At 72.5% G+C, this 26,611-nt stretch carries 18 protein-coding genes; 7 read left to right on the top strand and 11 right to left on the bottom strand.

What is annotated here, in order from left to right; translation table 11 throughout:
- The first annotated feature begins 8 nt into the window (after nt 1-8).
- Together HF995_RS10830 and HF995_RS13930 are read left to right on the top strand one after the other, a co-directional pair.
- On the top strand, nt 9-1,301 hold the full coding sequence (locus tag HF995_RS10830; protein ID WP_168447810.1) for a DUF58 domain-containing protein: 1,293 nt from the start codon (nt 9-11) through the stop codon (nt 1,299-1,301).
- Between the two features lie 104 nt (nt 1,302-1,405).
- Nucleotides 1,406-1,528 carry a hypothetical protein gene (locus tag HF995_RS13930; protein ID WP_286189531.1) on the top strand — a complete coding sequence of 41 codons (123 nt, stop codon included), beginning with the start codon at nt 1,406-1,408 and terminating at the stop codon, nt 1,526-1,528.
- A gap of 48 nt (nt 1,529-1,576) precedes the next feature.
- On the opposite strand, the gene HF995_RS10825 is transcribed toward HF995_RS13930, so the two are convergent.
- The gene (locus tag HF995_RS10825; RefSeq protein WP_168447809.1) at nt 1,577-2,563 is read right to left on the bottom strand and encodes a stage II sporulation protein M; all 987 of its coding nucleotides are present in this window, start codon (nt 2,561-2,563) and stop codon (nt 1,577-1,579) included.
- A gap of 68 nt (nt 2,564-2,631) precedes the next feature.
- Here HF995_RS10825 and HF995_RS10820 point away from each other — a divergent pair, with 68 nt between their 5' ends.
- Nucleotides 2,632-3,450 (top strand): RDD family protein, encoded by an 819-nt coding sequence (locus HF995_RS10820; RefSeq protein ID WP_168447808.1) that lies wholly within the window; start codon nt 2,632-2,634, stop codon nt 3,448-3,450.
- A 79-nt stretch (nt 3,451-3,529) separates the two neighbouring features.
- Here the strand turns inward: HF995_RS10820 and ahcY are convergent, their stop codons facing one another.
- Nucleotides 3,530-5,017, bottom strand: a complete 1,488-nt coding sequence (gene ahcY / locus HF995_RS10815; protein ID WP_168447807.1) for an adenosylhomocysteinase — start codon at nt 5,015-5,017, stop codon at nt 3,530-3,532.
- 232 nt (nt 5,018-5,249) lie between these two features.
- Between ahcY and HF995_RS10810 the strand changes: the two genes are divergently transcribed.
- Nucleotides 5,250-7,157, top strand: a complete 1,908-nt coding sequence (locus HF995_RS10810) for a SpoIID/LytB domain-containing protein (RefSeq protein WP_168447806.1) — start codon at nt 5,250-5,252, stop codon at nt 7,155-7,157.
- Nucleotides 7,158-7,178: 21 nt separating this feature from the next.
- On the opposite strand, the gene HF995_RS10805 is transcribed toward HF995_RS10810, so the two are convergent.
- Together HF995_RS10805 and HF995_RS13640 are read right to left on the bottom strand one after the other, a co-directional pair.
- Nucleotides 7,179-8,030, bottom strand: coding sequence for an ABC transporter ATP-binding protein (locus tag HF995_RS10805; protein ID WP_350308850.1), 852 nt, complete (start codon nt 8,028-8,030; stop codon nt 7,179-7,181).
- Nucleotides 8,023-8,925, bottom strand: a complete 903-nt coding sequence (locus HF995_RS13640; protein WP_210727395.1) for an ABC transporter permease — start codon at nt 8,923-8,925, stop codon at nt 8,023-8,025. The genes HF995_RS10805 and HF995_RS13640 overlap by 8 nt, the downstream gene beginning before the upstream one ends.
- Nucleotides 8,926-9,274: 349 nt before the next feature.
- On the opposite strand from HF995_RS13640, the gene HF995_RS10800 reads away from it, so the two are divergent.
- Both HF995_RS10800 and HF995_RS10795 read left to right on the top strand, forming a co-directional pair.
- On the top strand, nt 9,275-10,699 hold the full coding sequence (locus HF995_RS10800; protein ID WP_350308849.1) for an SDR family NAD(P)-dependent oxidoreductase: 1,425 nt from the start codon (nt 9,275-9,277) through the stop codon (nt 10,697-10,699).
- Nucleotide 10,700: 1 nt separating this feature from the next.
- A complete protein-coding gene (locus tag HF995_RS10795; protein ID WP_168447803.1) occupies nt 10,701-12,950 on the top strand; it encodes a glycosyltransferase in 2,250 nt (749 codons plus the stop codon).
- Nucleotides 12,951-13,002: 52 nt separating this feature from the next.
- Here the strand turns inward: HF995_RS10795 and HF995_RS10790 are convergent, their stop codons facing one another.
- From HF995_RS10790 to HF995_RS10770, 5 genes are all read right to left on the bottom strand, one after another.
- A complete protein-coding gene (locus tag HF995_RS10790) occupies nt 13,003-13,704 on the bottom strand; it encodes a phosphocholine cytidylyltransferase family protein (protein WP_168447928.1) in 702 nt (233 codons plus the stop codon).
- Between the two features lie 90 nt (nt 13,705-13,794).
- A complete protein-coding gene (locus tag HF995_RS10785; protein ID WP_168447927.1) occupies nt 13,795-14,340 on the bottom strand; it encodes a polysaccharide pyruvyl transferase family protein in 546 nt (181 codons plus the stop codon).
- Between the two features lie 60 nt (nt 14,341-14,400).
- A complete protein-coding gene (locus tag HF995_RS10780) occupies nt 14,401-17,916 on the bottom strand; it encodes a CDP-glycerol glycerophosphotransferase family protein (RefSeq protein ID WP_168447802.1) in 3,516 nt (1,171 codons plus the stop codon).
- 87 nt (nt 17,917-18,003) lie between these two features.
- Nucleotides 18,004-19,839 carry a hypothetical protein gene (locus tag HF995_RS10775; protein WP_168447801.1) on the bottom strand — a complete coding sequence of 612 codons (1,836 nt, stop codon included), beginning with the start codon at nt 19,837-19,839 and terminating at the stop codon, nt 18,004-18,006.
- The gene (locus tag HF995_RS10770; protein ID WP_168447800.1) at nt 19,836-22,694 is read right to left on the bottom strand and encodes a CDP-glycerol glycerophosphotransferase family protein; all 2,859 of its coding nucleotides are present in this window, start codon (nt 22,692-22,694) and stop codon (nt 19,836-19,838) included. The genes HF995_RS10775 and HF995_RS10770 overlap by 4 nt, the downstream gene beginning before the upstream one ends.
- An 81-nt stretch (nt 22,695-22,775) precedes the next feature.
- On the opposite strand from HF995_RS10770, the gene HF995_RS10765 reads away from it, so the two are divergent.
- Nucleotides 22,776-23,867, top strand: a complete 1,092-nt coding sequence (locus HF995_RS10765; protein WP_168447799.1) for a glycosyltransferase family 2 protein — start codon at nt 22,776-22,778, stop codon at nt 23,865-23,867.
- A gap of 30 nt (nt 23,868-23,897) precedes the next feature.
- On the opposite strand, the gene HF995_RS10760 is transcribed toward HF995_RS10765, so the two are convergent.
- Together HF995_RS10760 and HF995_RS10755 are read right to left on the bottom strand one after the other, a co-directional pair.
- Nucleotides 23,898-25,163, bottom strand: a complete 1,266-nt coding sequence (locus HF995_RS10760) for a CHAP domain-containing protein (RefSeq protein ID WP_168447798.1) — start codon at nt 25,161-25,163, stop codon at nt 23,898-23,900.
- A 58-nt stretch (nt 25,164-25,221) separates the two neighbouring features.
- Nucleotides 25,222-26,511 carry a CHAP domain-containing protein gene (locus HF995_RS10755; RefSeq protein WP_168447797.1) on the bottom strand — a complete coding sequence of 430 codons (1,290 nt, stop codon included), beginning with the start codon at nt 26,509-26,511 and terminating at the stop codon, nt 25,222-25,224.
- Between the last annotated feature and the right edge of the window lie 100 nt (nt 26,512-26,611).

Here is a 26,611-nt window from a genome sequence, read left to right as displayed (position 1 = left end):
GAGGCCCCGTGGTCGTGACGGGCCGTGCGGTCGCGCTGGCCGCGCTCGGAGCGATCGCCGTCGTCCTGCGGCCGGACGGTTCGACCGTCGTCGCCTGGCTGCTCGCCGTCGTCGCGCTCTGCGTCCTCGACGCGCTGCTCGCCGTGCCGACGCCGCGCCTCACGGTGCGCCGCGCGGTGCCCGACGCCGTGCGTCTCGACGAGCATGCGACGTGCACGGTCACGCTCACCAACGAGTCGCGCCGCGCGGCGCGAGGGCGGCTGCGCGACGCGTGGCAGCCCTCGGCAGGCGCCGTCGAGCCCGTGCACCCCTTCCGGCTGCCCGCGGGCGAGTCGGTCCGGCTGCGCACGCTGCTCGTCCCGACGCGCCGCGGCGACCGCGACGCCGCCGGCGTCACCGTCCGGTCGATCGGCCCGCTCGGGCTCGCCGGGCGCCAGTCGACCCGTGCCGTCGACGCACGGCTGCGCGTCCTGCCGCCGTTCCGCTCCCGCCGTCACCTGCCGCCGCGCCTCGCGCGGCTGCGCGAGATGGACGGCCGGGCCGCGGTCCAGGTGCGCGGTGAAGGGACCGAGTTCGACTCGCTGCGCGAGTACGTGATCGGCGACGACGTCCGCTCGATCGACTGGCGTGCGACGGCACGGCGCAGCGAGGTCGTCGTGCGCACGTGGCGGCCCGAGCGGGACCGTCGCGTCATGGTCATCATCGACTCCGGCCGCACGTCCGCGGCGCGTGTCGGGGACGAGCCGCGCCTCGACGCGAGCATCGAGGCGACCCTCCTGCTGTCCGCGCTCGCGTCCCGCGCGGGCGACCGCGTCGAGGTCATGGCGTTCGACCGCCGCGTGCGCGCCCGGGTGGCGGGCGCGCAGGGACCGCGCCTCATGCCCGCGCTCGCCGACGCCCTCGCCCCCGTCGAGCCCGAGCTGCTCGAGACGGACTGGCCCGCGCTCGTCGGCGCGATCCGGCAGCGGCTGTCCCACCGCGCGCTCGTCGTCCTGCTGACGACGACCGACCCCGCCCCCGTCGAGTCAGGGCTCCTGCCGGTGCTCGGACGTCTCGCGCAGGATCACGTCGTCGTCGTCGCGTCGGTGCGGGACCCGGAGCTCGAGGAGCTGCGCACGGACCGCACCGACTCGGCCGCGCTGTTCGACGCCGCGGCCGTCGAGCGCACCGAGCTCGAACGGACCGCAGCGTCCGTCGTGCTGCGGCGGCACGGCGCCGAGGTCCTGCACGAGGTGCCCGAGTCGCTCGCGCCCGCCCTCGCCGACCTGTACCTGGCGCTCAAGTCCGCCGGACGGCTCTGACGCTCCGGGCCGCCGGGGGCTGTGGCCACGCGGCGGCGGCCTGGCACGGCGCGCTGACGGGGACCGTGGCACGCTCGCCTCGCGGTCCCTGGCAGACTGGGGCCATGATGCGCAGGTACTCCAGCCCCGCCGCCCGCGAGCGGCACCAGCGCCGCGTCGCGCTCGTCGTCGCGGTCTCCATGCTCGCCGCCGTCGCGCTCCCGGCGATCGGCATCCTCTTCCTCTGACGCGCCGCGTACCTCCGCGCCGCGGTCAGGTGCGAGCGTCAGCGCTGGTCACGCGTAGGGCAGCGCCGCTCCCGCGCGGTCCTCGGTGAGGTCGCCCGTCTCGCCGTCCGCGGCGGCGCGGCGGCCGAGCACGATCACATAGGTCCAGAACGCGGCGAGCGCGACGACCCCGATCGCGATCTTGAGCCACCAGTACAGCCCGGAGCCGGTCACGAAACCTTCGATGAGGCCGGAGACCCCCAGGACGACGACGAGCGACACCGCGACCGTGAACAGCGCACGCCCCTCCTGAGCGAGCGCGAGACCTCGCGGTCTCCGCCCCGGCGACACGACGGTCCAGAAGAGCCGCAGGCCCGCCGCGCCGGCCACGAAGACCGCCGTCAGCTCGAGCAGACCGTGGGGCAGGATCAGCGAGAAGAAGATGTCGAGCCGACCGGCCTCGGCCATCAGGCCGCCCATCGCGCCCACCTGGACCGCGTTGTTGAACAGGACGAACGCGGGCCACACCCCGGAGATCCCGAACGCGACGCACTGAGCCGCGATCCACGCGTTGTTGGTCCACACGCGCCCCGCGAACCCGATGCCCGGGTCGTAGTAGGACGCGAACTGCTCCTCGACGTAGCTCGCGCGCTGAGACGGGGTGCCGAGGATCGCGAGCACGTCAGGGTCGTTGACGGCGGTGACGCCGGCAACGACCCCGATGACGACGCACACGGCCGTGACGACGTAGGTCCAGTACCTGATCCGGTACAGCGCCGCAGGAGCGGAGACGAGCGCGAACCGCTTGACGTCCGACCAGGCGGGCTCGTGCGCGCCGGCGATACGCGCGCGGGCACGCGAGACGAGCGTCGAGAGCCGCGAGATCAGCGCCGGGTCCGGGGCGGCGGAGCGCACCATCGACAGGTGCGTCGCCGTGAGCTGGTAGAGCCGTGCGAGCTCGTCCGCCTCGGCACCGTCGAGCACGCGCCGTCGCGTGAGCTCGGCCAGGCGGTCCCACTCAGGGGCGTGCGTCTCGCTGAAGGCGTCCAGGTCCACGGGCGCTACCCTATCGAGAGTGCGCCGCTGACGGGTGGCGACATCCGACGGACCAGCCGGGGGAGCACGTGCGCGAGGGCATCATCATCGGCGAGGGCGTCGTCGTCGACGCTCGACCTGCATCGTTCGCGACGAGAGCGGTGGGCGCGGCGATCGACATGGTCGCCCTCGCCCTCCTCGCGATCGCGGGCGTGGTCATCGTGGGGCTCGCCGACGGTCTCATGACGCCGTACGCCGAGACGATCGTGGCGATCGCCGGGATGGTGCTGCTCCTCGTCGTGATCCCGACGACGATCGAGACCCTCAGCCGCGGCGCGTCGCTCGGCAAGGTCGTCATGGGGATCCGCGTGGTGCGGGACGACGGCGGCCCGGTGCGGCTGCGGCACGCGCTCGTCCGTGCGCTCGTCGGCGTGGGCGAGGTCTGGCTGACGATGGGCGCGGTCGCGCTGATCGTGTCGCTCGCGCACCCCTCGGGCAAGCGCGTCGGCGACCTGCTCGCAGGCACGCACGCCGTGCGCTCGCGCGGCGGGGCTGTCGACAACGCGACGATCGTCATGCCGCCCGAGCTCGCCGGATGGGCGGCGCAGGCCGACATCCGCCGACTGCCTGACGGCCTCGCGCTCGCGGTGCGCCAGTTCCTCGGCCGCGCCCCGAGGCTCGCGGTGCAGTCCCGGGCTCGGCTGGGCATGTCGCTCGCGGCGGAGGTCGAGGAGCTCGTGGCTCCTGGGCCGCCCGGGGGCACGCACCCGGAGGCGTTCCTCATGGCGGTGCTCGCCGCGCGCCGGGACCGCGAGTGGGCTGCCGCGCAGCGGGCACGGGCGCTCGCCCGCGAGCAGGAGGAGATGATCCACCGGCTGCCGTACGGCGTGCCGGACCCGCTCAGCTGAGCCGGAGCGAGCGCAGGGACGAGCGGAGCCCGGGCCCCGAGAGGGCCCGGGCTCCGGCGCTGCAGCGACGGCGCTCGCGTCAGTACCGGTAGTGCTCGGGCTTGTAGGGGCCCTCGACCTTGACGCCGAGGTAGTCCGCCTGCGCCTGGCTGAGCTCGGTCAGGCGCACCCCGAGCGCGTCGAGGTGGAGCCTCGCGACCTTCTCGTCGAGGACCTTCGGGAGCCGGAACACGTCCGTCTCGTACGCGTCCGGGCCGCCCGCCTTCGTGAACAGCTCGATCTGCCCGATCACCTGGTTGGCGAACGAGTTGCTCATGACGAACGACGGGTGACCGGTCGCGTTGCCGAGGTTGAGCAGGCGGCCCTCGGACAGGACGATGATCGAGCGGCCGTCGGTGAACGTCCACTCGTGGACCTGAGGCTTGATCTCCGTGCGGGTGACGCCCGGGATGCGTGCGAGCCCGGCCATGTCGATCTCGTTGTCGAAGTGGCCGATGTTGCCGACGATCGCCTTGTCCTTCATCGCCGCCATGTGCTCGGCGGTGATGACACCGAAGTTGCCGGTCGTGGTGATGAAGAAGTCAGCCTGGTCGAGGACGTCCTCGATGCGGGCGACCTGGAACCCGTCCATCGCGGCCTGGAGCGCGCAGATCGGGTCGACCTCGGAGACGATGACGCGCGCGCCCTGCCCGCGGAACGCCTCGGCGGCGCCCTTCCCGACGTCGCCGTAGCCGGCCACGAACGCGACCTTGCCGCCGATGAGGACGTCGGTCGCGCGGTTGATGCCGTCCGGCAGCGAGTGGCGGATGCCGTACTTGTTGTCGAACTTCGACTTGGTCACGGAGTCGTTGACGTTGATCGCGGGGAAGAGCAGCTCCCCCTTCTCGGCGAGGTGGTACAGGCGGTGCACGCCCGTCGTCGTCTCCTCGGTGACGCCGACGATCGCCGGGGCGATACGCGTCCAGCGCTGCGGGTCCGTCTCGAGGGAGCGACGCAGCACGGCGCGCACGACGTTCATCTCGTGGGAGTGGTCGAGATCGCCCTCCGCAGTGTCGGCAGGAACGCCGCCCTCGGCCTCGTAATCCACGCCGAGGTGGACGAGCATCGTCGCGTCACCACCGTCGTCGAGGATCATGTTGGGGCCCTGCGGCCCGCCGTCGTCGGTCGGCCAGAGCATGATCTGCTCGGTGCAGTCCCAGTACTCCTCGAGGGACTCGCCCTTCCACGCGAAGACGGGCACGCCCGCGGGCGCGTCTGGCGTGCCGTCGCGGCCGACGGCGATCGCCGCGGCGGCCTCGTCCTGGGTCGAGAAGATGTTGCACGACGCCCAGCGCACCTGCGCGCCGAGGTCGACGAGCGTCTCGATGAGGACGGCCGTCTGGACGGTCATGTGCAGGGAGCCGGCGATGCGGGCGCCCGCGAGCGGCTGGCTCGGCCCGTACTCGGCGCGCAGCGCCATGAGCCCGGGCATCTCGTGCTCGGCGAGGCGGATCTGGTGGCGCCCGGCCTCGGCGAGCGCGAGCGAACGCACCTTGTAGCGGCCAGGAACCTCGTCGAACGTGGACATTCTTCTCCCCAGGGTGGGCGGGACGGGTCCCCCAAGGCTATCGCGCGCCTGCGGCGCGCTCCCGGCCCGTCCGCGAGGAGCGCCCGACCTCGGCCGGGAACCGCCCTCGCGAGAGCCTGTCGCGCCCGGCCTGCCCGGTTTGACCACGATGCACCCCCGGGTGACTGCTGAGGCAGGTGTGAATTTGGGCCACGGTCTTTTATCAGCGCCGCCCATTCTGCACACTGTCTCCATGCGCCCCGCTCCCCCGCCGACCGCCCCACGCCACCGCCCGGGCTCCCGGCTCTCCCTCGCCGTCGTCCTCGCGGCGCTGCTCGGCACCCTCGGGGTCGTCGCCGCTCCCACGGCCGACGCCGCCGCCAGGGTCACGCTCACAGCGACCCAGAGCGCGACGACGGTGGACCGAGGCGGCAAGGTCACCCTCAAGGTCGCCTACCGGCAGGGCACGAAGCCCATCACGTGCTGTTCCGTGCGCTTGCAGTCGAAGACCACCGGCGGCTGGAAGAACGTCCGCACCGTGAAGCCGAAGAACGGGAAGGCGAGCGTCGTCGTCAACCCGAAGGTCACGACGCGCTACCGCTTCGTCACCATGAGCGGCAACACCCGCTCCGCGACCAGGACGGTCACGGTCCGCTCGGCGATCGCCGTCACGGCGTCGCGACCGACGGTCACGTCCGGCCAGGCGAGCACGATCACCGCGACCCACCGCGCGCAGGGCAGGCTCGTCGCGAAGGGCGTCGTCCAGCTCCAGCACAGGACGACGGCCGGGTGGGTCACCCTCTCACGCGCGGCGGTCACGTCCGGCAAGGCGACCTTCACGGTCAAGCCCGCCACGACGACGTCGTACCGCGTGACGACGACGGGGCTCGGGGTGCGCAGCAAGACCGTCAAGGTCACCGTCTCCGCGCTTCTCGGGGGCACCCCGCAGGACGGCAACCAGCCGCCGACGAGCACGACCCCGAAGGCACCAGCAGCCTCGTTCACCGTCAGTGGCTCCGGGTACGGGCACGGCATCGGAATGTCGCAGTACGGGGCCTACCGCATGGCGCAGGAGGGTCGCACCGCCGCCGAGATCCTCAGCCACTACTACACGGGGGCGAAGGTCACGACCGCCACGACGCCCGAGGAGGTCGCCGTGCAGGTGTTCGGCGCCTCCGACGCCGCAACCACGACCTTCTCGGTCAGCACCGGGTCCTGGCGCCTGCGCAGCGGCGAGGGCACGACGCTCCGGACCGGGGACAAGTCCTCGCCGGTCACGCTCAAGGTCGTCGACGGCCGCCCCGTCGCCGTCGTGGGCGGGACGACCTACCCGAGCGCGAGCTGGACAGGCGACCGGTCCGTGCTCCGGCTGCACTGGACGGGCACCCGGTACTACTCCGCCACGGGCGCCCAGGCGGTCGCGAGCCTCTCCGGCACGCACGGCACCTACCGGCACGGCCGGATGACTGTCCGCGTGATCAACGGCCACCTCAACATCGTCAACGAGCTGCTGCTCAACACCGAGTACCTCTACGGCCTCGGCGAGATGCCGTCCTCGTGGACGCCTGCAGCCCTCCAGGCGCAGGTGATCGCCGGACGCAACTACGCCTCGACCGCCGCCGCGAAGGCCCGCTCGGCGACGTGCGACTGCCACGTCTACGACGACACCCGGTCCCAGAACTTCACCGGGTGGAAGAAGGAGAGCGAGGGCACGAACGCCCAGTGGGGCAAGCGCTGGACCGCCGCCGTCGACGCGACGGTCACCTCGTCCACGTCCGCTCAGGTACTCACGGCGGGAGGCACCCTGGTCAACGCCTACTACTTCTCCTCGAGCGGTGGCCGCACCGCCAACAGCGAGGACGTCTGGTCTGCGACGGTCAGCTACCTCAAGTCCGTCCCCGACACGTACAGCCTCGCCGCCACGGGCAACTCGATGCGGGCATGGACCCGCACGCTCACCCAGGCGAAGGCGCAGTCGATCTTCGGCGTCAAGGACATCGTCAGCGTCGCCGTCACCGCGACCTACTCGAGCGGGCAGATGAAGACGCTCACCGCGACGACGACGAACGGCACGAAGGTCAGCGTGACGCAGAAGGCCGACCGGCTGCGCTCGCTGCTCAGCCTGCCCGCCTCCTGGGTCACGTCGATCGCCCCAGGCTGACGCGACGACCAGCCCGGCGGTTCAGCGCTTGGGGCGGTCCTTGGTGAACTCGCGGTACGCCTCGGTGACCGTGTCGACGTCGCCGTCCATCCGGATCAGGCCCTTGTCGATCCAGATCACGCGGTTGCACATCGCTCGCACCGAGGCGAGCGAGTGGCTGACGAGGAAGATCGTGCCCGCCTGCTCACGGATCGCGTCGATGCGCTCACGGCTCTTCTGCCGGAAGGCTGCGTCGCCCGTGGCGAGCGCCTCGTCGATCATCAGGATGTCCGGCGTCGCCGCCGTCGAGATGGCGAACCGCAGACGAGCTGACATCCCCGCCGAGTAAGCGCGCATCGGCAGGTAGACGAAGTCGCCGAGCCCGGAGAAGTCGACGATCTCGTCGAACTTCGCCCGGACCTCCTTCGTCGTCAGGCCCAGCGCCAGCCCGCCGATCATGATGTTGCGCTCGCCCGTCAGCTGCTTCATCAGGACCGCGTTGACCCCGAGGAGCGACGGCGTGCCAGAGACGTAGACGTTGCCGCCTGCGGGCGGGATGAGGCCCGCGAGCGCGCGCAGCAGTGTCGACTTCCCGGACCCGTTGGTCCCGACGATGCCGATCGACTCACCGTGCCGCGCCACGAACGAGACCCCGCGGACGGCCTTGACCTCGCGGATGCCCTTCTGCTCCTGGCGTCCCTTCCCGAGCAGACGCCGCGCGACGGACGACGAGCTGCCCGGCGCGACGGCCTTGCCCGCACCGAAGACCCGGTAGTGGACGTGCAGGTCGTCGACGATGACGGACGGTGCGCCCAGCACGGTCTGTGGCGCATGCTCGGGCAGGTCGTCGGCGTCGACCTCGAAGTCGATCTCCTCAGCGCTGACGTCACTCACGTCCGTACCTCGCCTCCGCACGCCAGAAGATGATGAAGCCCACCACGAACGTCGCCACGGCCCACACCACCGCGGCGATCCACATCTTCGCGTCGAGCGGGATCTGGGGCTCGTCGAGGAGCGCCTGCCGAGCGAGGTTGAGCATGACCGCGAAGGGCTGGTACTCGAGCACGGCATGGAGGACCGGGCCGGCGTTCTTCACGTAGTGCGTCACCGGGAAGATCACGCCCGAGGCGTACATGCCGAGCCTCAGCAGGAACGGCAGCACGTTGACCAGGTCCGGGACGATCGCGTTCCAGCGCGCCACCATGAACGCGACACCCGAGTTGAACACGAACATCAGGAGCGTCGCCGGGATGATGAGCAACCATCGCCACGTGATCGGGACGGTGGTGTTGTCCGGGAAGAACCCCGAGGCGATCGTGAACAGCACCATGACGACGAGCGCGGGCAGGAGCGACGCGAGCTGGGACAGCACGGCCGAGAGCGGGAGCACGGACCGCGGGAAGTGCAGCGACCGCACGAGGTTCATGTTGCTCGAGACGGACTTGGCGCCACCCGTGACCGAGTCGCTCACGAACCGCCACATGAACGTGCCGACGACGATGAACGCGATCGTGTTGTGGATGTTGCCCCGGGCTCCCAGGAGGAACCCGAAGATGATCACGTACACGGCCGCGTTGAGCGCAGGGTTCAGCAGCGCCCAGAACTGCCCGAGGTAGGTGTTCTGGTTCTCCGCGTACGCCTTCGACGTCGCGAGCGACCGGACGAAGTGTCGCCGCTCCCACGTCGAGCGGATGTACTGACCGAGAGGCGGACGCACCCCCATGCGGTGGAGGCCGTGGAGCTCGGCCTGCGCCGCGGCGTCGGCCAGGACCTCTTCCTGGGACAGCATGGGCGTGACCGACGGCGGGCTCGAGGGTGTGCCTGGCACTGCGCTCCGATCGGCGGGGACGGTGGGCGGCGGCGCCCAGGACCAGGCACCGACCAGCGCTTCATCCTACAAGCCCGCGGTTGTCCAGCCAGTGAATCGTGCACAGCCAGCACAGATGTCTGCGAGATCTTCACCCCGGTGCCGCTCACGCCCCAGGACCACGCACGGGCGCGCCACTAGACTGACGGACGGCGCCCGGACCAGGTCGTGCCGTCGTCCACGACGCCGTCGCTCCCTGATCCGCCACGAGAGCCCGACCGCACGGTCGGGCGGCCCACCCACGCGTCCCGTTCGAGGAGGATGGTCACAGGTGCGAACCGTTGGAGTCGTGCTCGCCGGAGGTGTCGGCGCCAGGCTGGGGCTCAACGTCCCGAAGCAGATGGTCAAGGTCGCGGGCAAGACGATCCTCGAGCACACGGTGGCCGCCCTCAACGGCTCCCCGCACATCGACGAGCTGATTGTCATGATCACGCCTGGCTGGTCGGAGCAGACTGCCACGCTCCTCGGCAGCCGGTACGAGAAGCTCACCCGGATCCTCGAGGGCGGCTCGACCCGCAACGAGACGACGCGGCGCGTGCTCGACGCGCTCGGTGACGAGGAGTGCAAGGTCGTCCTGCACGACGCAGTCCGCCCGCTCATCGACGAGCGCATCATCGCTGACTGCGTCGCTGCGCTCGACACCCACCAGGCGGTCGACGTCGTGATCCCCTCGGCCGACACGATCGTCGCCGTCGACGAGGACGACGTCATCACGTCCATCCCGGACCGCAGCACGCTGCGCCGAGGGCAGACGCCGCAGGCGTTCCACCTCTCCGTCCTCAAGGCCGCCTACGCCAAGGCGCACGAGGACCCGGGCTTCTCCGCGACGGACGACTGCGGCGTCGTGCTGAAGTACCTCCCCGAGGTGCCGATCAAGACGGTCCCTGGTGCCGAGCACAACCTCAAGGTCACCCACCCCGTCGACCTCTCGATCGCCGACAAGCTCTTCCAGCTCGCGTCCCACGCGGCCCCGGGCCACGCCGACCGCGCGTCGCGCGACGTGGCGCTGCGCGGCAAGACGATCGTCGTCCTCGGCGGCTCGTACGGCATCGGCGCGGAGATCGCACAGCTGGCCGCCGCCGCGGGCGCGAACGTCGTCGCGCACGGCCGTTCGACGACGGGCGTGCACGTCCAGGACCCGAGCCAGATCGCCGCAGCGTTCGCGGAGGCCGCGCGCGAGCACGGGCGCATCGACGCCGTCGTCCTGACCGCGGGCGTGCTGCGCACGGGCCGCCTCGCCGACGCGTCCGACGAGGACGTCGTCGAGTCGATCCAGGTCAACTACGTCGCGCCCGTCCAGGTCGCGAAGGCCGCCTACCCGTACCTCAAGGAGACGCAGGGCCACCTGCTGTTCTTCACCTCGTCGTCCTACACGCGCGGCCGTGAGAACTACGCGCTGTACTCGTCCGCGAAGTCCGCCGTCGTCAACCTCACCCAGGCGCTCTCCGAGGAGTGGGCCGCGCAGGGCATCAAGGTCAACGTCATCAACCCGGAGCGCACGGCCACGCCGATGCGCACGCAGGCGTTCGGCGAGGAGCCGCCCGGCACCCTCCTGTCCGCCGAGGCGGTCGCGACCACGTCGCTCGACGTGATCACGTCCGCCATCACCGGGCTCGTCGTCGACGTGCGCCGCGAGGACGCCGCCCTGAGCAACGAGGCGGACGGGTCCGGGACGAGCACCTCCGACGAGGTCTGACATGACCCTGCGGGGGCAGCTCGGCAGGCTCCTCGGCCGCACGCGGCGCACGGCGCCCACGCTGAGCGTCGTGGTCCCGGTCCATGACGCCGCCGACTACCTCGACGACGCCCTCGCGAGCCTGCGCGCACAGACCCTGACCGACCTGCAGGTCGTCCTCGTCGACGACGGCTCGCAGGACGGGTCCGCACAGATCCTCGCGCGGGCCGCGGCCGCAGACGCCCGCCTCACTGTCCTCCACCAGCCCCACAGCGGGCCGGGTGCGGCACGCAACCTCGCGCTGCGTCACGCGACCGGCCGCTACGTGACCTTCATGGATGCGGACGACCTGATCCCGCCCCACGCGTACGAGCTGATGGTCGACACGCTCGAGCGCACAGGCTCGGACTTCGTGGTCGGCGCCGTGCGCAGGTTCCACAGCGAGCGAGAGTGGCAGCCGCACTGGGTGCGCGCCGCGCACGCGCGCCCCATGGACGGCGCGACGCTCGAGACGTGCCCGGACGCGATGCTCGACGTCCTCGCGTGCGACCGGCTCTACCGCCGCGAGTTCTGGGACCGGCAGGTCGGCGGCTTCCCCGAGGGGGTCGTCTACGAGGACCACGTGCCGATGCTGCGTGCCTACCTGCACGGCGCGCGGTTCGACGTGCTCACCGACGTCACGTACCTCTGGCGGCAGAACGCGACCGGCACCTCGCAGCAGAAGGCCGACCTCCAGAACCTGCTCGACCGCGCGCAGGCCAAGGACGACGCTTGGCAGCTCCTCACGTCGGAGGGCACCGAGCTCGAGCGCAGGCTCTGGCTCGCACGGGTCCTGGACCTCGACCTGCCGCTCTACCACCGTCTCGCGGTGGAGGCCTCGGACGAGTACCGCGACGTCCTGCGCCGCACCGTCACGACGTACCTCGAGCCCGCCCGCGCGAGCGGCGCGCTCAACCGTGTCAACGCCCCGCACACGGTCGCCGCCTGGCTCGTGGCCCACGGCGACTGGGAGGCTCTGGGCGGTCTCGTCGCCCCGGGCGCCGCACCCGTCCTCGCGGTGCTCGACGGCGGCGTCGCGCGCCTGCCGGCCCGCCCGGTCGCGACGGACGCCCCTGATCTCCCCGACGACCTGCGGGCCGTGTCCGCCCACGAGTCGCGGCTGTCCGCACGGGTGCTGCGCACCCGGTGGCGCCCGGACGGCTCGCTCGACGTCGAGCTCGCTGCACGGGTCCACGGCGTCCACGTGCCGGCCGACGACGTCGTGTGCACGATCGTCGCGACCGAGCCCGACGGCCGGGCGCACCGGTTCCCCGCCTCCGTGGACCCGTCGGTGCGCACGGGCGGCGCCCGCGCTCCCCGCGGCACGACGCTCGGGGTGCGCGCACAGATCGACCCCGCGGCGGCTGCGCAGGGTCCGACACCGCCGGACGTCGACCTGACGGTCGAGGTCCGCGTCGGCGAGTGGTCGCGCACCGCCCCGCTCGCCGTCGCCCCGGGCTCGGGCGCCTCGCACCGCCCGAGCACGCTCCTGCCCGGCACACCCGCGCGCGTCGCAGCGCTCACGACCGCCAAGGAGCTCCCTGACGGGCTCGGGCTGAGGTTCTTCGACGCACCTGCGACGCTCGTCTCCGCGCACAGCACCCCCGACGGTACGACCCTCGAGGTCCGTCCGACGGGCGGGACCGGCAACGTGACGGCCGTGCGTGCACGGAACGCCGACGTCCAGACAGCCGCAGCACCTCGGGACGGCGCGTGGCGTCTCCCGCCGCTGGGCGACGGCACCTGGGTCATCGAGGCGCAGGTCGCGCAGCGCTGGGTGCGCGTGCGTGTCGACGAGGCCACGGCGGCCCTCCTGGTGGACCCTCTGCGCCCAGGACCCCGCTCGACCGTGCGCGTCCTCGTGCCGGCCCCGCCCCTGCTCCTCGCACTGGGCACGTCCCCGGACGTGCTCCTCCTCACCTGCTCAGGCGAGGACCGCGAGCACCCCGACGAGACGGCCGTCCCGATCGCCGACCTGCGCGCACGCCTGACCCGCGCGGAGGAGGTCGAGCGCAACCCGTTCGACGCCGCACCGACGACGGCACTCACGGACCCCTCGGGGACGCCGCTCGCAGTCTCGCCCGTCCTGGCAGCCGAGCTGCCTGTGACCATCGAGCACGACGACCTCACGTTCGAGCTGCACACGCGACGAGGGCTCGCTCACGTGACGACGCGCCGCCGCATCCCGGCCACGCCCATCCCCGCCACGCGCACCGCGGGCACCGACGACTGACGCCGCGCACCCGAGGGGTGCGCGGCGTCAGGTCAGCGGTCGTCGAGACCCGTCACTCAGGGACGTGCTCGTTCGCCCGGGCCAGGTCCTCGGCGAAGTCCACCTCGACCGCGTAGAGGTCGGAGATGTCGATCGCCTCGACGACCATCCCGTCCTTCTCGATCGCCACCTCGATGCCCCGCTCGAAGTAGTCCTGCTCGCCGACCTCCTCGAGGCGACGGATCAGGGTCTCCTTGTCCTTCGCGGCGACGTAGTTGATGCCGACCGACTCGCCGAGCGCCTCGTCCGTCGGGATCTGCTTCGAGAGCAGCTTGACGTGACCGTCGGCGTCGACCGTGTACTTGACCTCTTCCTCGGCGACGGTCGAGGTGTTGACCGCGATGACCGACGTGTCGGCCTCGATGAGCGGTGCGAAGCGCTCGAAGATCCGCGGGTCGAAGACGACGTCGCCGTTCATCCAGATGACACCGCCGGGGCCCGACGCGCGCAGGACGCGCAGCAGCGACTTCGACGTGTTGGTGCGGTCGAACTCCTCGTTGTAGACGAACAGGGCGCGCGGGTGCGCCTCCATGATCATCTCGAGCTTGAAGCCGACGACGATGTACACCTGCGCGTCGCCGAAGCCGACGCTGATGTTCTCGAGCTGCTGCGCCATGATGCTGCGCCCGTCGCGCAGCGGCGTGAGCGACTTCGGGAACGGCTTGCCGAGCCGCGTCCCCATGCCAGCCGCAAGAATCGCTACCTGAACCATCAACTTCCTCGTCATCCGTCGTCGGTGCTGACCGGTGCGGTCACCACGGCAGACTATCGGAAAGCACCCGCGAGAGCGCCGCCCCTGCCCGTGTCAGACGCGCTCGAGGAACGGGCACGCGTCGAGGAGAGGCCGGTAGTTGAACTCGATAGCGCGACCGTCGAAGTCGAAGACCTTGTCGAGCTGCTCGACGGTCAGCGGGTGTGCCGCGAGGTCGTACTTCTTCGGGGTGCGGTGCTTGTTGACCGACAGGTTGTCGTCGTGGAACTTGAAGTCCCGCCCCTTCGGCGTGGTAGACGCGAGCCAGGCGCTGGGGATGCCGTACGCGTCCGCGACGATGAGGCCGTGCAGCGACGAGGTCACGACACGCTCGCAGGAGAGGATCGCGTCGATCGTCTCCTCGATCCGGTCGGTGCCGAAGTCGATGAGCCGGACGCCAGGACCGGGCTCGACCTTCTGCCACTTGCGCTCGGACCAGCGCACGATCACGCCGATCTCGTGGGTCTTCTTGACCTCGGGGTAGTAGTACAGCGGCGCGAGCAGCGCAGGGTCCCCGTACACCTCGGGGCAGGACATGCCGTGGCTCAGGAGGCGCGCGCGGGTGAGCGGCCCGCGGACGGCGAGGTAGGTCGCGTCCAGCGGGCTGGGGCAAGACGGGCAGGCTGGGGCAGCACGGTGGCGTGGGTCGAGGCGCGCCGGTCAGGATCGGCGACGGCCCCGGTCGATGAGCATACGTGCTGCCTCGAGGAACCCGGACGCATAGTCGCCGTCGGGGAAGTCGCCGAGGTAGTACTTCATCATCTCGGTGCGCGCACCCGCGAGCGGGTCCTCGCCGAGCAGCTCGTCGAGCCGCTCGTCGAGGCCGGCGAGGTCGCCGGGCACGATGTACGCGGCTCGGGCGGCGGGCACCTCCTCGATGATCTGCTCGACCGTGCGGTCCATCGACATGATCGCCATCGGCTTGCCCGACTTCAGGTAGTCCGACACGACCGCGGACACGTCGCAGACCATGGCGTCCGACGCGTTGAAGCAGTCCTCGACGGACATGTCCTCCTCGGCAGCGGGCCCCCAGAGGTGCTCGCGACCGGTCTCGCGCGCGTCCTGCGCGAGGATCTGCTGGACCTTGGCGACGAGCGCCCGCCCCTCGTCCTGCCCGTAGTTGAGCGGGTGCGCACGGAAGATCACGCGGACGTCGCGCTGCAGGAGGCGGCGGACGAGCTCCTCCCCCACAGGGAGCGAGTAGACCTCGGTGTCCTTGTACGGGCCCACCCACGTCGGCGCGTACAGCACGGTGCGGTCGCTCAGACCGGCGACCGGTCCGCGTGCGGCCGAGATCAGCTCGACCTGGGGCCGCCCGACGATCATGAACTTCTCTCGCGGGATGCTCACCCCGTGGCGGGCGTAGCGGTCGATGCCGGCCTGACCTGCGGCGAAGATGTAGTGGTAGATCCCGTGGACGGGGTTGAAGCACGCCGGCTTCTCGGAGTCGCCGTGGTTGAGCCAGACGTTCGTCAGCTCCGGGCGCTCGACCATGTGCGTGTTGCGCGTCGCGTTGTTCACGTAGAACACGGTCGACAGGCTCGGCACGTCGACGTCGTCGAGGCTGCGCAGGGTCTGCCGGTAGATCACGGGGGCGTCCGTCAGCTCGGCGATCTGGCGGGCCATCGCGGGCGTGCGCGTGACGACGACGTACTTCCGGTCGATCCGGCGGAAGTAGTCCTCCCACATCCCGTACTGGTATCGCGCGCCTCCGTTGGAGGCGAAGTAGACCGCGAACTGCGGCGCGTACGCGATGACGAGCTCGCGCAGCTGCTCGCCGTCTGCCCGGCTGCGGAACGCCTGGAGCGCGGCCGCGACGAACGCGACGACGGCCGAGGCCGCCGCAGCGACGCCCAGGGCGAGGACGAGCCAGCCCGTCGTCCCGTCGAGCGGAGCGGCGGCGACCGAGGCGAACGTCGCTACGAGCGCAGCGACCACCGCGAGCACGACCGCGACAGCGGAGCTCGCCGGCGCCTGCTGCATGTCCACGCGCATCCCGGGGAGGTTCTTGGCGTCCGCGCCGCGCCAGAGCTGCAGCGCGAGCGTCTCCGCGCCGGTCGCTGCGGCGAGCGCGGCGAGCGCGATGCCCCAGGCTGCGGGCGCGCCAGCCTCGACCTGGTGCGCCGCAGCCGCGAGCAGGACGACCCACGCACCGGCGTCGGCCCCCACAGAACGCCGCAACGGGACGTCGGTGACGAGACCGGTCACAGGACGTTCGAGGATCGCGGTGGCCGCGAGCAGCGCGGCGACGAGCACGACAACGACGGGGGCGTCCACGAGCAGGAGCCAGGCGGCGAGCGCCGCGAGCACGACGTTGCGCACCGGGTCGACCGCTCGCTTGGTGCTCGGCCGCGTGAGGATCCCGCGCACACGCGCCACGAGCTCGTTCTGCGGCGTCGCGGCCTCGGCTGCCACTCCCGCCTCGGCGTCGTCGGCAGCGGCGTCGTCGGTGTCGTTCGGCTCCTCGTCGCGCTCGTCGCCCCGCGACGCGCCGACGCGGTTGTCGATCGCTCGCGAGGCAGCCTGCACGAAGTGGTCCGCGTAGCCCTCAGGCTCGAAGTCGCCCAGGTAGTAGTTGCGCACCGACGTGCGCTGCTCCGCGAGCGGGTCCTGACCGAGCATCGCGTCGAGCGCGGCCTCGAGCCCCTCGAGCTCGGCGTCGACCACGTAGGCGCCGCGAGCCACCGGGTACTCGTCGACGAACCGGTCGACCGGTGCCGAGATCGCCATCATCGCGAACGGCTTGCGGGAGAAGAGGTAGTCCGACACGACCGACGAGACGTCGGAGACCATCGCGTCCGACTCGTTGATGCACTCGACGATCGAGCGCTCCTTCTCCGCCGCGGAACCCCACAGGTGCTCGATGCCGGTCGTCTGGCGGTGCGCGGCGAGCATGGTGTGCACGCGCTCGATGGTCGCCGCGTCCTCCGGGAAGGCGTAGCTGAACGGGTGCGGGCGGAAGACCACGCGCGCGCCGCGCTCGAGGAGCGCAGCGACGATGCGCTCACCGAGGTGCAAGGACTGCAGCGCGGTCTCCGCGACGTGGCCCCGCCAGGTCGGCGCGTAGAGCACGGTCGGGGTGCCACCGCGGGTCGCCGCGTGCGGGTCGATCACGTCGATGTCCTCGACCTGGGGGCGACCCACGACGACGAACCGCTCGGGCGAGATGTGGACACCGTGCGCCGGGTAGCGGTCGATCGCGCCCTGGCCCGCCGCGAACACCTGGTCGTACATGGCGTGGGTCGGGTTGTAGGACGGCGGCTTGTCCGAGTCGCCGTGACCGAGGTAGACGTGCGTGAGCTGGCTGTAGCGGACCATCGCGTTGTTGCCCGAGCTCGCGTTGACGTAGAACACGGCGCCGAGGCTCTTGCTCAGCATGCCGTCGAGGTCCTTGTTCGACGCGCGTACGACGACCGGTGCGGTCGTCAGCTCCGCGAGCGGCCCCGCGGCCTCGGGCGTCCACGCGACGACGACGTAGCGTCGGCCCGTCCGCTCGAGGTACGGCAGCCACATCTTCACCTGGTACGACGCGTCGTCGGGCCGGGAGGTGTAGACGATGAACTCCGGGTCGTACTTCCGCACGGCGCGCAGGACCGCACGACGCAGCCGCGGGCTGCGCACCTGCGTCACGACGCCGCGCACCGTGAGCGCCACGACGTGCACCATGCCCAGGAGCGTCGCGACCCACCACGTCGCGCCCGGGGCACCGAGAACGACCGCCGCTGCGGTGAGCGGCCCCACGAGGCTCGAGGGGAGCAGCCAGACGAGACCCCAGCCTCGCGACGTCGTGTCCGGGACGCCCGGCAGGTGCGCGGCCCAGGGACGGCGGGCGCGCGCGACCCGCAGCACGAGCGGCTCCGCACCGACGACGAGCACCGCGACAGCCACGAGCGACGCGGTCAGGGACGTCCCGACCTCGTCGACGACGAGACCTCCACCGAGCACCACGAGTGCGGTGCGGGCGACGACGAGCGTCGCGGCGCCGCCGCGCGGGCGGGCCTTCAGACCCACCGGGTCCCGCAGCGCCACGACGACGACCGCCACGGCCCCGGCGACGAGGACGGCGGCGCCCCACGCGGGGGTGACGGAGCCGGACCACGTCGCGACCGCGACCGTCGCGACGAGCGCCGTCACGACGCCGCGCACGAGCCTGGTCCACAGGTCGAGCGTCAGCACGGTGCGACCTCCCCGCAGGTGGACGGGCGAAGGAGGGTGACGCGCATGTGAGGAGCTCCAGGTCGGGCGATGTCGGCGCTGACGATCTTAGCCCGCGACGCCTGGCTCCTCGGCGCTGCCGGAGGCGCGGACCTCGTCGAGAAGGAGCGCCCGCAGAGCCGCGGTCGCCGTCCCCGGCGGGTACGCGACGTAGCGGTCGCGCAGCCGCTCGCGGTCGGACCGCGCCGGGTCGTGGTCGAGCTGCTCTGCGAGCACGGCGCTGACCGTCGCCCCGCTCCCGGGCTCGAGCACCGGCACGACCCCGGCCAGGGGCGAGCGCGCGACGAGCGCGGCGCGGTCGCCGCGGCGGTCCGTGACGACGACCGGGGCGTCGGGCCGCAGGACGAGGACGTCGATCAGCACCGAGGACACGTCCCCGACGACCAGGTCGACGGCGTCGAACAAGCCGGTGACGTCGCCGTCGACCGAGCACACGTGACCCGCGCCCGGGTCGCGCTCGCCCGCCTCACGGAGGACCGCCAGGACGCGCTCGTGCGCGTCCCGCTCGGCCCCGGGCGGGGCCGCGAGCGTCCGGGGGTGCGGCCGGTAGACCGCACGGACCCCCGGCGTGGTGACGCACGCTCGCACGATCGCCTCGCCGAGCACGTCGAGGGACGTGAAGTTGTTGTCCTGGCTCTCGCCGAACCAGGTCGGGGCGTACAGCACCGTGCGTCGGCCCGGCACCCGGTCGAGCGTCGGCGCCGGCAGGACGTCGAGCTGGGGGCGCCCGCACGCGGCCAGGGGCAGACGGTCGCCGTCGAGCAGCCCCCGACGGAACCTCTCGATCGCCACCTGGCCGGCGACGACCACGAGGTCGTACGCGAAGGACTGCCGCGCGACGCTCGACGCCTTGTCCGACTCGCCGTGGCCGACGTGGACGTGCCGCACGGAGCGTGCGCCCAGCGAGTCGACGTTGCGCACCGAGTTGCTCGGGTACATCACGACGCGGGTGCCCAGCTCCCGGTATGCGGTGCGCAGCGCGGCCGTGCTGACGGCGAGGTGCACCGGGAGGGACGTGGCGCTGCGGAGCGCCGCCGCCGACCCCGGGTGCCGCGCGACGACCGCGACCTCGAGGCCGTCGAGGGCCTCGAGCACCCGCAGCCACTGGCCGGACTGGTAGAGCCGTGCCGGGTCGTCCGCGACGTAGAGGACGACGTCGGCGCGGCCGTCGACCGCCTGCACCTGCGGGGCAGCACCCCGCGAGCGCACGCGCACGAGCGCGGACCGGGCGCGGCGCCCTGGCCCTTCCGCGAGGGCGAGCGCGAGCTCGACCGCGCGGCCGCGAACCCCGGCGTCGCGCAGCGCTGCCGCCGTGCGGGCGGGCTCGGGCAGGTCGGGCGCCGAACGGAGCAGCACCTCCCGGTCGGCGACGACCCGCGCGACCTCGTCCGCGACCGATCGCGCCGAGACGGTAGCCACGCGGTGCCGATCGATCGCCGGGAGGTCGCTCAGGACGCGGCGCACCTGGGCGTCGTCGTGCACGAGGACCCGGTCGAAGGCGACGAGCAGCCGCGACGTCCCGTCCTCCCCCGCCGCCTCGGGCGACCCGAGGTAGACGTGCAGGGCACGCCGGTAGGACAACGCCTGGAACGTGCGGCGTGCGGTCAGCGGGTGCAGCACGACGGCGGCACCGAGCACGTCGTAGACAGCCGTGAGCTCGTCGGTCGTCCGGGCCCGGACCACGCGCAGCGACGTGAGCCGCCGCAGGTCCCGCGCGGCCCGCGCGTCGCGCGCGACGAGGACGGTTGGCTCGCTGCGCGCGACCGTCTCGACGAGCGGGAGCCACGCGCGAGCGTCCTCCCGCCGCACCCGCGGGACGGGCACGTCGACGACGACGCTCGGCGTCGGGGCGTCGGCACGCGCACGGCCCGCGTGGGCCGTCACGGCCGCAACCGCCCTTCGGCGTGCAGCCGGCGCACGACCCGCTCGCCGGCCTGACCGTCGTCACGCGGGGCGAAGCGGTTCCGCCACGCGTCGTACCGGTCGGCGTGGTCGCGGGCGACCCGCGGCAGGTCACGGAGGTGGTCCGCGAGCGCGTCGGCGTCCTCCACGACGGGGCCCGGCGCGACGGGCAGGAGGTCGAACGTGAACCCGCGGAGACGGTCACGATAGTCGGCGAGGTCAGGGACGAAGAAGAGCATCGGGCGGCCCGTGACGCAGAAGTCGAACATGACCGAGGAGTAGTCCGTCACGAGAGCGTCGGACGCGAGGAAGAGCTCGGAGATCTCGGGGTACGTCGACACGTCCAGGACGCCGTCGGCGAGGACGTCGTCAGCCTCGGCGAGCGTGCGAGCGTGCCCGCGCACGAGGATCACGAAGCGCGGGCCGAGCGTACGGGCGAGACGCGCGACGTCGAGGTGGTCGACCTGGTCGAGGCGGTCGTCGCGCCACGTCGGGGCGTAGAGCACCGCCGTGACGTCGTCCGCGAGGCCCAGCCGCTCGCGCACGGCCTCGCGCACGCCCGCGCCGTCGCTCAGGACGTCGTTGCGCGGGTATCCGTCCTGCCAGACCTTCCCGCGGAACGCGTACGAGCGGCGCAGCATCCGCACCGCGAACGGGTTCTGCGCGAGGAGCACGTCCCAGCGGCCGCTCTCGCGCCACGTCGCGACCGCCGCGGCCGGGCGCAGGCCCGGTCGCATGAGCGCGATGCGCTTGAGCGGCGTGCCGTGCCACGTCTGGAGGACCGTCTGCCCGGGCCGGGCGCGGAACCGCTTGCGCAACCAGTCGTTGACGACCAGGACCTGCGCGCGCGAGCGTGCGGCCCACCACTCCCGGCTGCCCTCGACGACCGCGACCGCGCCGGGCGGCACCTGGACCGAGGCGTCCACGACCGACCAGAACCGGGTGACGCCGGGATGCTCGCGGGCGAGCGCTCGGTCGATCCCGCGCGGGTTGCAGGACGCGTTGCGCCCGGAGAAGCTCTCGAAGAACACGGACGGTCCCGCAGCCGCCGCGGGGCCTGCGTCGCGGCGGTACCAGGCCTCCCAGCGGGCCTGCGCGAGGGTGCCGCGCTCGTCGTCGCGCAACGGCGGGGCGAGGCGCAGCACGACCTGGCCGCTCTCCGTGCGGAGGGTCGCGCTGAACAGGCCGGCGACGAGCCGCGTCCGTGGCACGAGGTGGCCGTACGGGCGGGGCGCGGCAGGCCCGTGGCCGTCGCGCGTCACAGCGACCCGGTAGGCGCCCGATGGCGGCGGCAGCGCGGGACCGCCCCACCGCGACGAGAGCAGCGGGACGTGCACCCACCACCGTTCGCCCTCGACCGTGACGGGTGCCGAGGCGCGCCAGCGGCTTCCGACGACCTCGACGGTCGACGGTGCGCCCTCCGCCACGGCGCCGCCCAGCTCGAGGACCGGTCCGTCCGCCGTCGCGTCGAGCAGCCCCTCGCCCGGGAGCCGGACGTCGACCGTGTCGACCACGACGCCGTCGTCGGGGCGCGCCTCGGGCTCCGGCCTCGGCTCGGCGCCGGTCAGCAGTCGCTCGGACGCAAGGCCCGCGAGCCGACGCCGCACCTCGTCGTACACGCGTGCAGCGGCCTGGCCGTCGGGAAGGTCGTGGAAGCGGAGCGCCAGCGCGCGGGCGTGCGCGACGAGCGCGTCGTGCGTCGCGTCGTCCGCGTCGGCGCGGGCGAGCAGGGCGAGGAGCTCGTCCCACGTCGGCACGTCGCTGCCGCCCGAGAGCCGCGCGTACGGCTCGTACGTGCCGCGTCGCGCGACGTACTCCTCGGCGTCGGGCGCGAGGAACAGGACGGGCCGCCCGAGCAGCGCGAAGTCGATCGCGATCGACGAGTAGTCGGTCACGAGGACGTCGACGGCAGGCAGCAGCGGGGTCACGTCCGCCTGGACGTCGGCCCCGAGCATGAGGACCCTGTCGGTGAGCTCGTAGGCGGCCGCGTAGCTGCCAGCACCGAGCGGGTGCGAGCGCACGAGCAGGAGCGAGTCGGTCTCGTCGAGGTAGGCCGCGATCCGCGCCCACTCATCGGTCGACGGGACCGCAGGGTCGGGGGCGCCGTCGCGCCACGTCGGCGCGTACAGGAGCGTGCGACGGTCCTCGAGGCGCTCGTCCCCGAGCAGGTCGGCGAGCCTGCTGCGCGCCGCCAGCGCAAGCTCGTCCGGGGCCCCGGCGAGCAGGACGTCGTCGCGCGGGTCGCCCGTCACCGCAACCTGGTCGCTGCGCAGCCCGAACGCGCTGCGCAGGCGACGTCCCGACTCGACCGACGCCACCGCGAAGATCCCGATGCCCCGGGACGCCCAGCGGTAGGCGAACCGGATGAGCGCTCGCGCGCCCGGGACGGCACCCAGCGGGCCCGGCAGCCGCAGCGCCTCGGGAGAGTCCAGGTGGAGGCTCTTGAACGGGACGCCGTGCCACAGCTGGACGACGAGCGCGCCGCTCGTGCCGAACCGGTTGACGTCGCCGAACCCGTGCGTGACGACGAGCACGCCCGCACGCAGGGTCGTGAGGAGGCCCTCGCGGCTCGACCTGAGCACCGCCTCGATGCCGAGGCGCCGCGCGTCCGCGACGTCGCGCTCGTGGCGCGCGACCCACACGACCCGCACGTCCGGGTCCACGCGACGCACGTGCTCGAGCAGGACGCGGGCACCCTCACCGACGCCGATGCCGCTCGCGAAGGCCCACAGCTTCGGGTCCCGACGGATCACGCGGCTCGCGAGGTGCCCCGCGCCGTAGGCCGGGAGGGACAACAGCTTGCGGACGTTCCCGCGGGCGAACGTGAATCGGAGCACGGCTGGAACGCTATCAGCCGGGTTCCCGGCGGATCTGCCATCATCGGGGCAGCACATCGCCGCTCCCGACCAGAAGGCACCATGTCCTCTCCTGCGCCCGCGTCCCGCCCCGCCGACGTCCCCCCTCCCGGGGCCGGAGTCAGCTACGTCATGCCGGTCCTCAACGAGGTGCGGTACCTCGAGCCGGCGGTGCGCTCGATCCTCGAGCAGGAGACGTCCGAGCCGTGCGAGGTGGTGCTCGCGCTCGGCCCGTCGAACGACGGGACGACCGAGCTCGCCCGGCGCATCGCCGCCGACGACGATCGTGTCGTCCTCGTCGACAACCCCCGGACGCACATCCCCGTGGGCCTCAACCTGGCGATCCGGGCGAGCAGGTACCCCACGGTCGTCCGTGTGGACGCGCACTCCGTGCTGCCGGAGGGTTACACGCGGCAGGCGCTCGAGACGCTCGCCCGCACCCGCGCGGCGAACGTCGGCGGTGTCATGAAGGCGGAAGGCCTCTCGCCGTTCCAGAGCGCGGTCGCGCGCACGTACACGAGCCGCTTCGGTCTCGGCGGTCCGAGCTACCACGTGGGTGGCGACGAAGGCCCGTCGGAGTCCGCCTACCTCGGCGTGTTCCGCCGCGCGGTGCTCGACGAGGTCGGCCTGTACGACGAGTCTGTGCGGCGCGGTGAGGACTGGGAGCTCAACCTGCGCATCCGTGCGGCGGGCTACACGGTGTGGTTCGACCCGCGCCTCGCCGTGACCTACCGTCCCCGCGAGACGTGGGGCCAGCTCGTCCGCCAGTTCTTCGCGACCGGGTCGTGGCGCGGTGAGCTCGCTCGACGCCTCGGGTCGCGCAACGGGCTGCGCTACTTCGTGCCGCCCGCGCTCGTCGCCTGGCTCGCGCTGACCGTCGTCGTCGGCGCGGTCACGGGCCTCGCGGGCCTCGGCGGCGCGTGGCGCTGGATCAGCGCGGCGCTCGGGGCCGGTGCGGCGCTCTACGTGATCGCGCTGCTCGCGGTCGTCGCGAGCCCGGCAGGCGGACGCACGCTCGGTGACCGGCTCAGGTCTCTCGTCGTCTTCCCGTCTGTGCACCTCGCGTGGGGCGCCGGGTTCTGGAACGGCCTGCTCCGCGGCGCGCACACGACCCACGACACGTCCCGCCTGACCACAGGCGGCACCCCGACCTGATCGGCAGGGCGCCGCCCTGGGCCGGCCGGCTCAGTACGAGGGGTACGCGTAGTACAGCGCGCGCGACTCGGGCCAGGTCCGCTCGAGGACTCCGCGGGTACCGGCGGGCAGGTTACCGAGGGTGTTCCCGTCGATGACGGTGATCTTCCCGGCCTTGACCGCGGTGACGAGGCCGACGTGGGTCGCGACCCCAGCCGGCGGGTACGTGTTGAAGAAGACGAGCGCACCGACCTTGGGCTTCGAGCCCGTCTTCATGCGCGACCTGACCGTGTCACGGAACGTGGAGAACTTCGCGATCTTGGGAATGGTCGATCCCCTGCCTGCCGCCGCCGAAGCCCACGACTGGTAGAAGCTGCACCACGCGCCGGTCGAGCCCATCCACGTGTTGAACTTCGTGTGCTGCACGCTCTGCTTCGCGTACTTCTTCCGGTAACCCACGTGGGACCGGGCGGCGGCCACGACTTCTCCCTCGGCCCCGGTCACGGTGGTCACCGTCGCCCGGGCGTGGGCCTTGCTCGAGTAGACGGTGCCGCGGCTGAACCTCTGGACGCACCCCTTGTCGACGAGCCCGCACTTTGGGTCGGCGACCGGGACGCCGAGCCTCCCGGTGGGACCACCCTGAGCGCGGTAGGCCGTGAGGATCTTGCCGGCGACGAGCCACGTACGCACGGTCGAGCCGCGCTCCACGGTGACGAGCATGCCCTTCGCGTACTGACGGTGCTGCACGCGGGTGACCTTCGTGGCCCGGGTCGCCCGAGCCTGGGACCCGGTGAGGGCTGCGACGCCAGCGGCCGGCGCGCCCAGCCGCGCGGAGCCGATCACCGCGGCACGCTGTGCGAGCGTCCGCTTCCCCTTCGAGAACGTGACCGTGAGCGCGGGGCTCGCCGCCGCGGTCGCCTTGCTCGTCGCCGCGACGCGCGCACGGTACTGGTAGACGCCGGTGGGACGGACGGACTGGGAGAACGAGCCGGCGCGGCTCGTCGTCGCGGTCGTGTACCTCTTCCATGCGCCGCCTGCCTTGCGGCGCTCGACGACGACCTTGCGGCCGTGCGGCTTCGCGCCGGTGACCTTGCCGGAGAGCCACACCAGCTCACCCTTGCGCACGGACGCCTGGCTCGCCTTGAGGGAGATCCGCGACGCCGACCGCGCGGTCGCCTTCGGGGAGGCGACCACCGGGGTGGTGACCACCTCCACGGCGGCGCTCGGGGCGGGTGCCGCGTGCGCGGCCCCCGGTACGGCAAGGGTGAGCGCGACGGCGGCGGCCAGGGTCGTGAGCGTGCGGCGAGGTGTCTGCATGTGCTCGCAATCGGGGGTTCAGGGGTGCGACCCGCGCCGCTCCCGTCGGGGGTGGGGCTCAGTACGAGGGGTAGGCGTAGAAGATGACGCTCGAGGCGCGAATCGTCCGGGTGACGACACCCCGCTTGCCCCAGCCAGCGCCCATGTTGCCTTCGATGATCGTGACGTTCTTGCCCTTGCGCGCGACGACGAGCGCGACATGGTTGTCGTCGGCCGGAGGCCGGGTGTCCAGGAACGCGAGCGCGCCGACCTGAGGTGTGCGTCCCGTGGGCATCGTGCGACGCACCTCCGCGCGGAACTTCGTGTAGCTCGTGGCCTGCGGCACGGTGCTGCGGTGGCCGCTCGCTGCGAAGGACCACGACATGAAGATCGAGCACCAGGGCCGGGTCGAGCCCATCCAGGAGTTGAACTTGGTGTGCTGCACCTGCGAGTTGGTCGTTCGTCTGGCGTAGCCCAGCTGCGACGCGGCTGCCGCAGCGACCTCACCGCGTGCCCCGCGCACGCCCGTGCCCGTCGCCTTCGTCTTCGCCGACGACGAGTAGAGGACGCCGCGCGAGAACCGCTGCACGCACCCACCCGACATCAGGCCGCAGCGCGCGTCACCGACGGGGACGCCGTAGCGTCCCTTCGGTCCGCCGGCAGCGCGGTACGCCGTGAGGATCTTGCCTGCGACGCGCCACGTGCGCGTCTCCTTCGACGTCCGGGTCTCGACGAGGAGCCCCTTCTCGACAGCTCGGTACCGCACGGCCTTGAGCCCCTTGAGCCTGGTCGCCGTCCGTTCCTTCTTGGTCAGCTTCTTCGTCCCTGAGGTCCAGTCTCCGGCGCGGGAGGCCAGTGCGGCCCGCCGAGCGCCGAGCGTCCGGTCGGAGGTCACGGTCGCGACCTCGCGCACCTGCGACCGGGCCGCCTCGGTCGAGCCCGTCGCTGCCACCTTGGCGCGCACCTGGACCGTCCCGGGCACGCGCAGCGCGACGCTGTAGCGTCCCGTCGCGCTGGTGCGCGCGCTGCCGACCGAGGTCCACGACCCGCCTGTCGCGGGACGGACCTGGACGGTGACCTTCCGGTCGCGGAGGGCCGCTCCCGCTGCGGACACCCTGCCGGTGGCCCACACGGCCTCGTACCTGCGCGCCACGTCGTGGCTCACGCCGAGCGAGAGCGACGTCTCTGCGCGCGAGGCGGTGACCTGCGAGCCGACCGGAGCCGGGCCGTGGGCGGTCGCGACGGCGGCGCCCGCAGGGAGGGAGACGACGGCCGCGACGAGGGCCGCGAGCGCGCGACGGACGGTCACGGCCCGTGCACGGGGAGCGGCCAGCGCCGTGGCGGCGGGCGGCTCGAGGCGACGGATCATGTCCCTCCCATCGGCGGCGCTGGCAGGTACGGAAGAACGACGGCGGTGCGGGTCGACCATGCCTCAACCATCGGTCGGCAGTGCGCGGGCGGCAACTCCG

The organism is Sanguibacter hominis ATCC BAA-789 (assembly GCF_012396185.1).
Taxonomy (GTDB): domain Bacteria; phylum Actinomycetota; class Actinomycetes; order Actinomycetales; family Cellulomonadaceae; genus Flavimobilis; species Flavimobilis hominis.
Note: the sequence above shows the minus strand (reverse complement) of the source record. Positions and strands in the feature narration are given on the sequence as shown.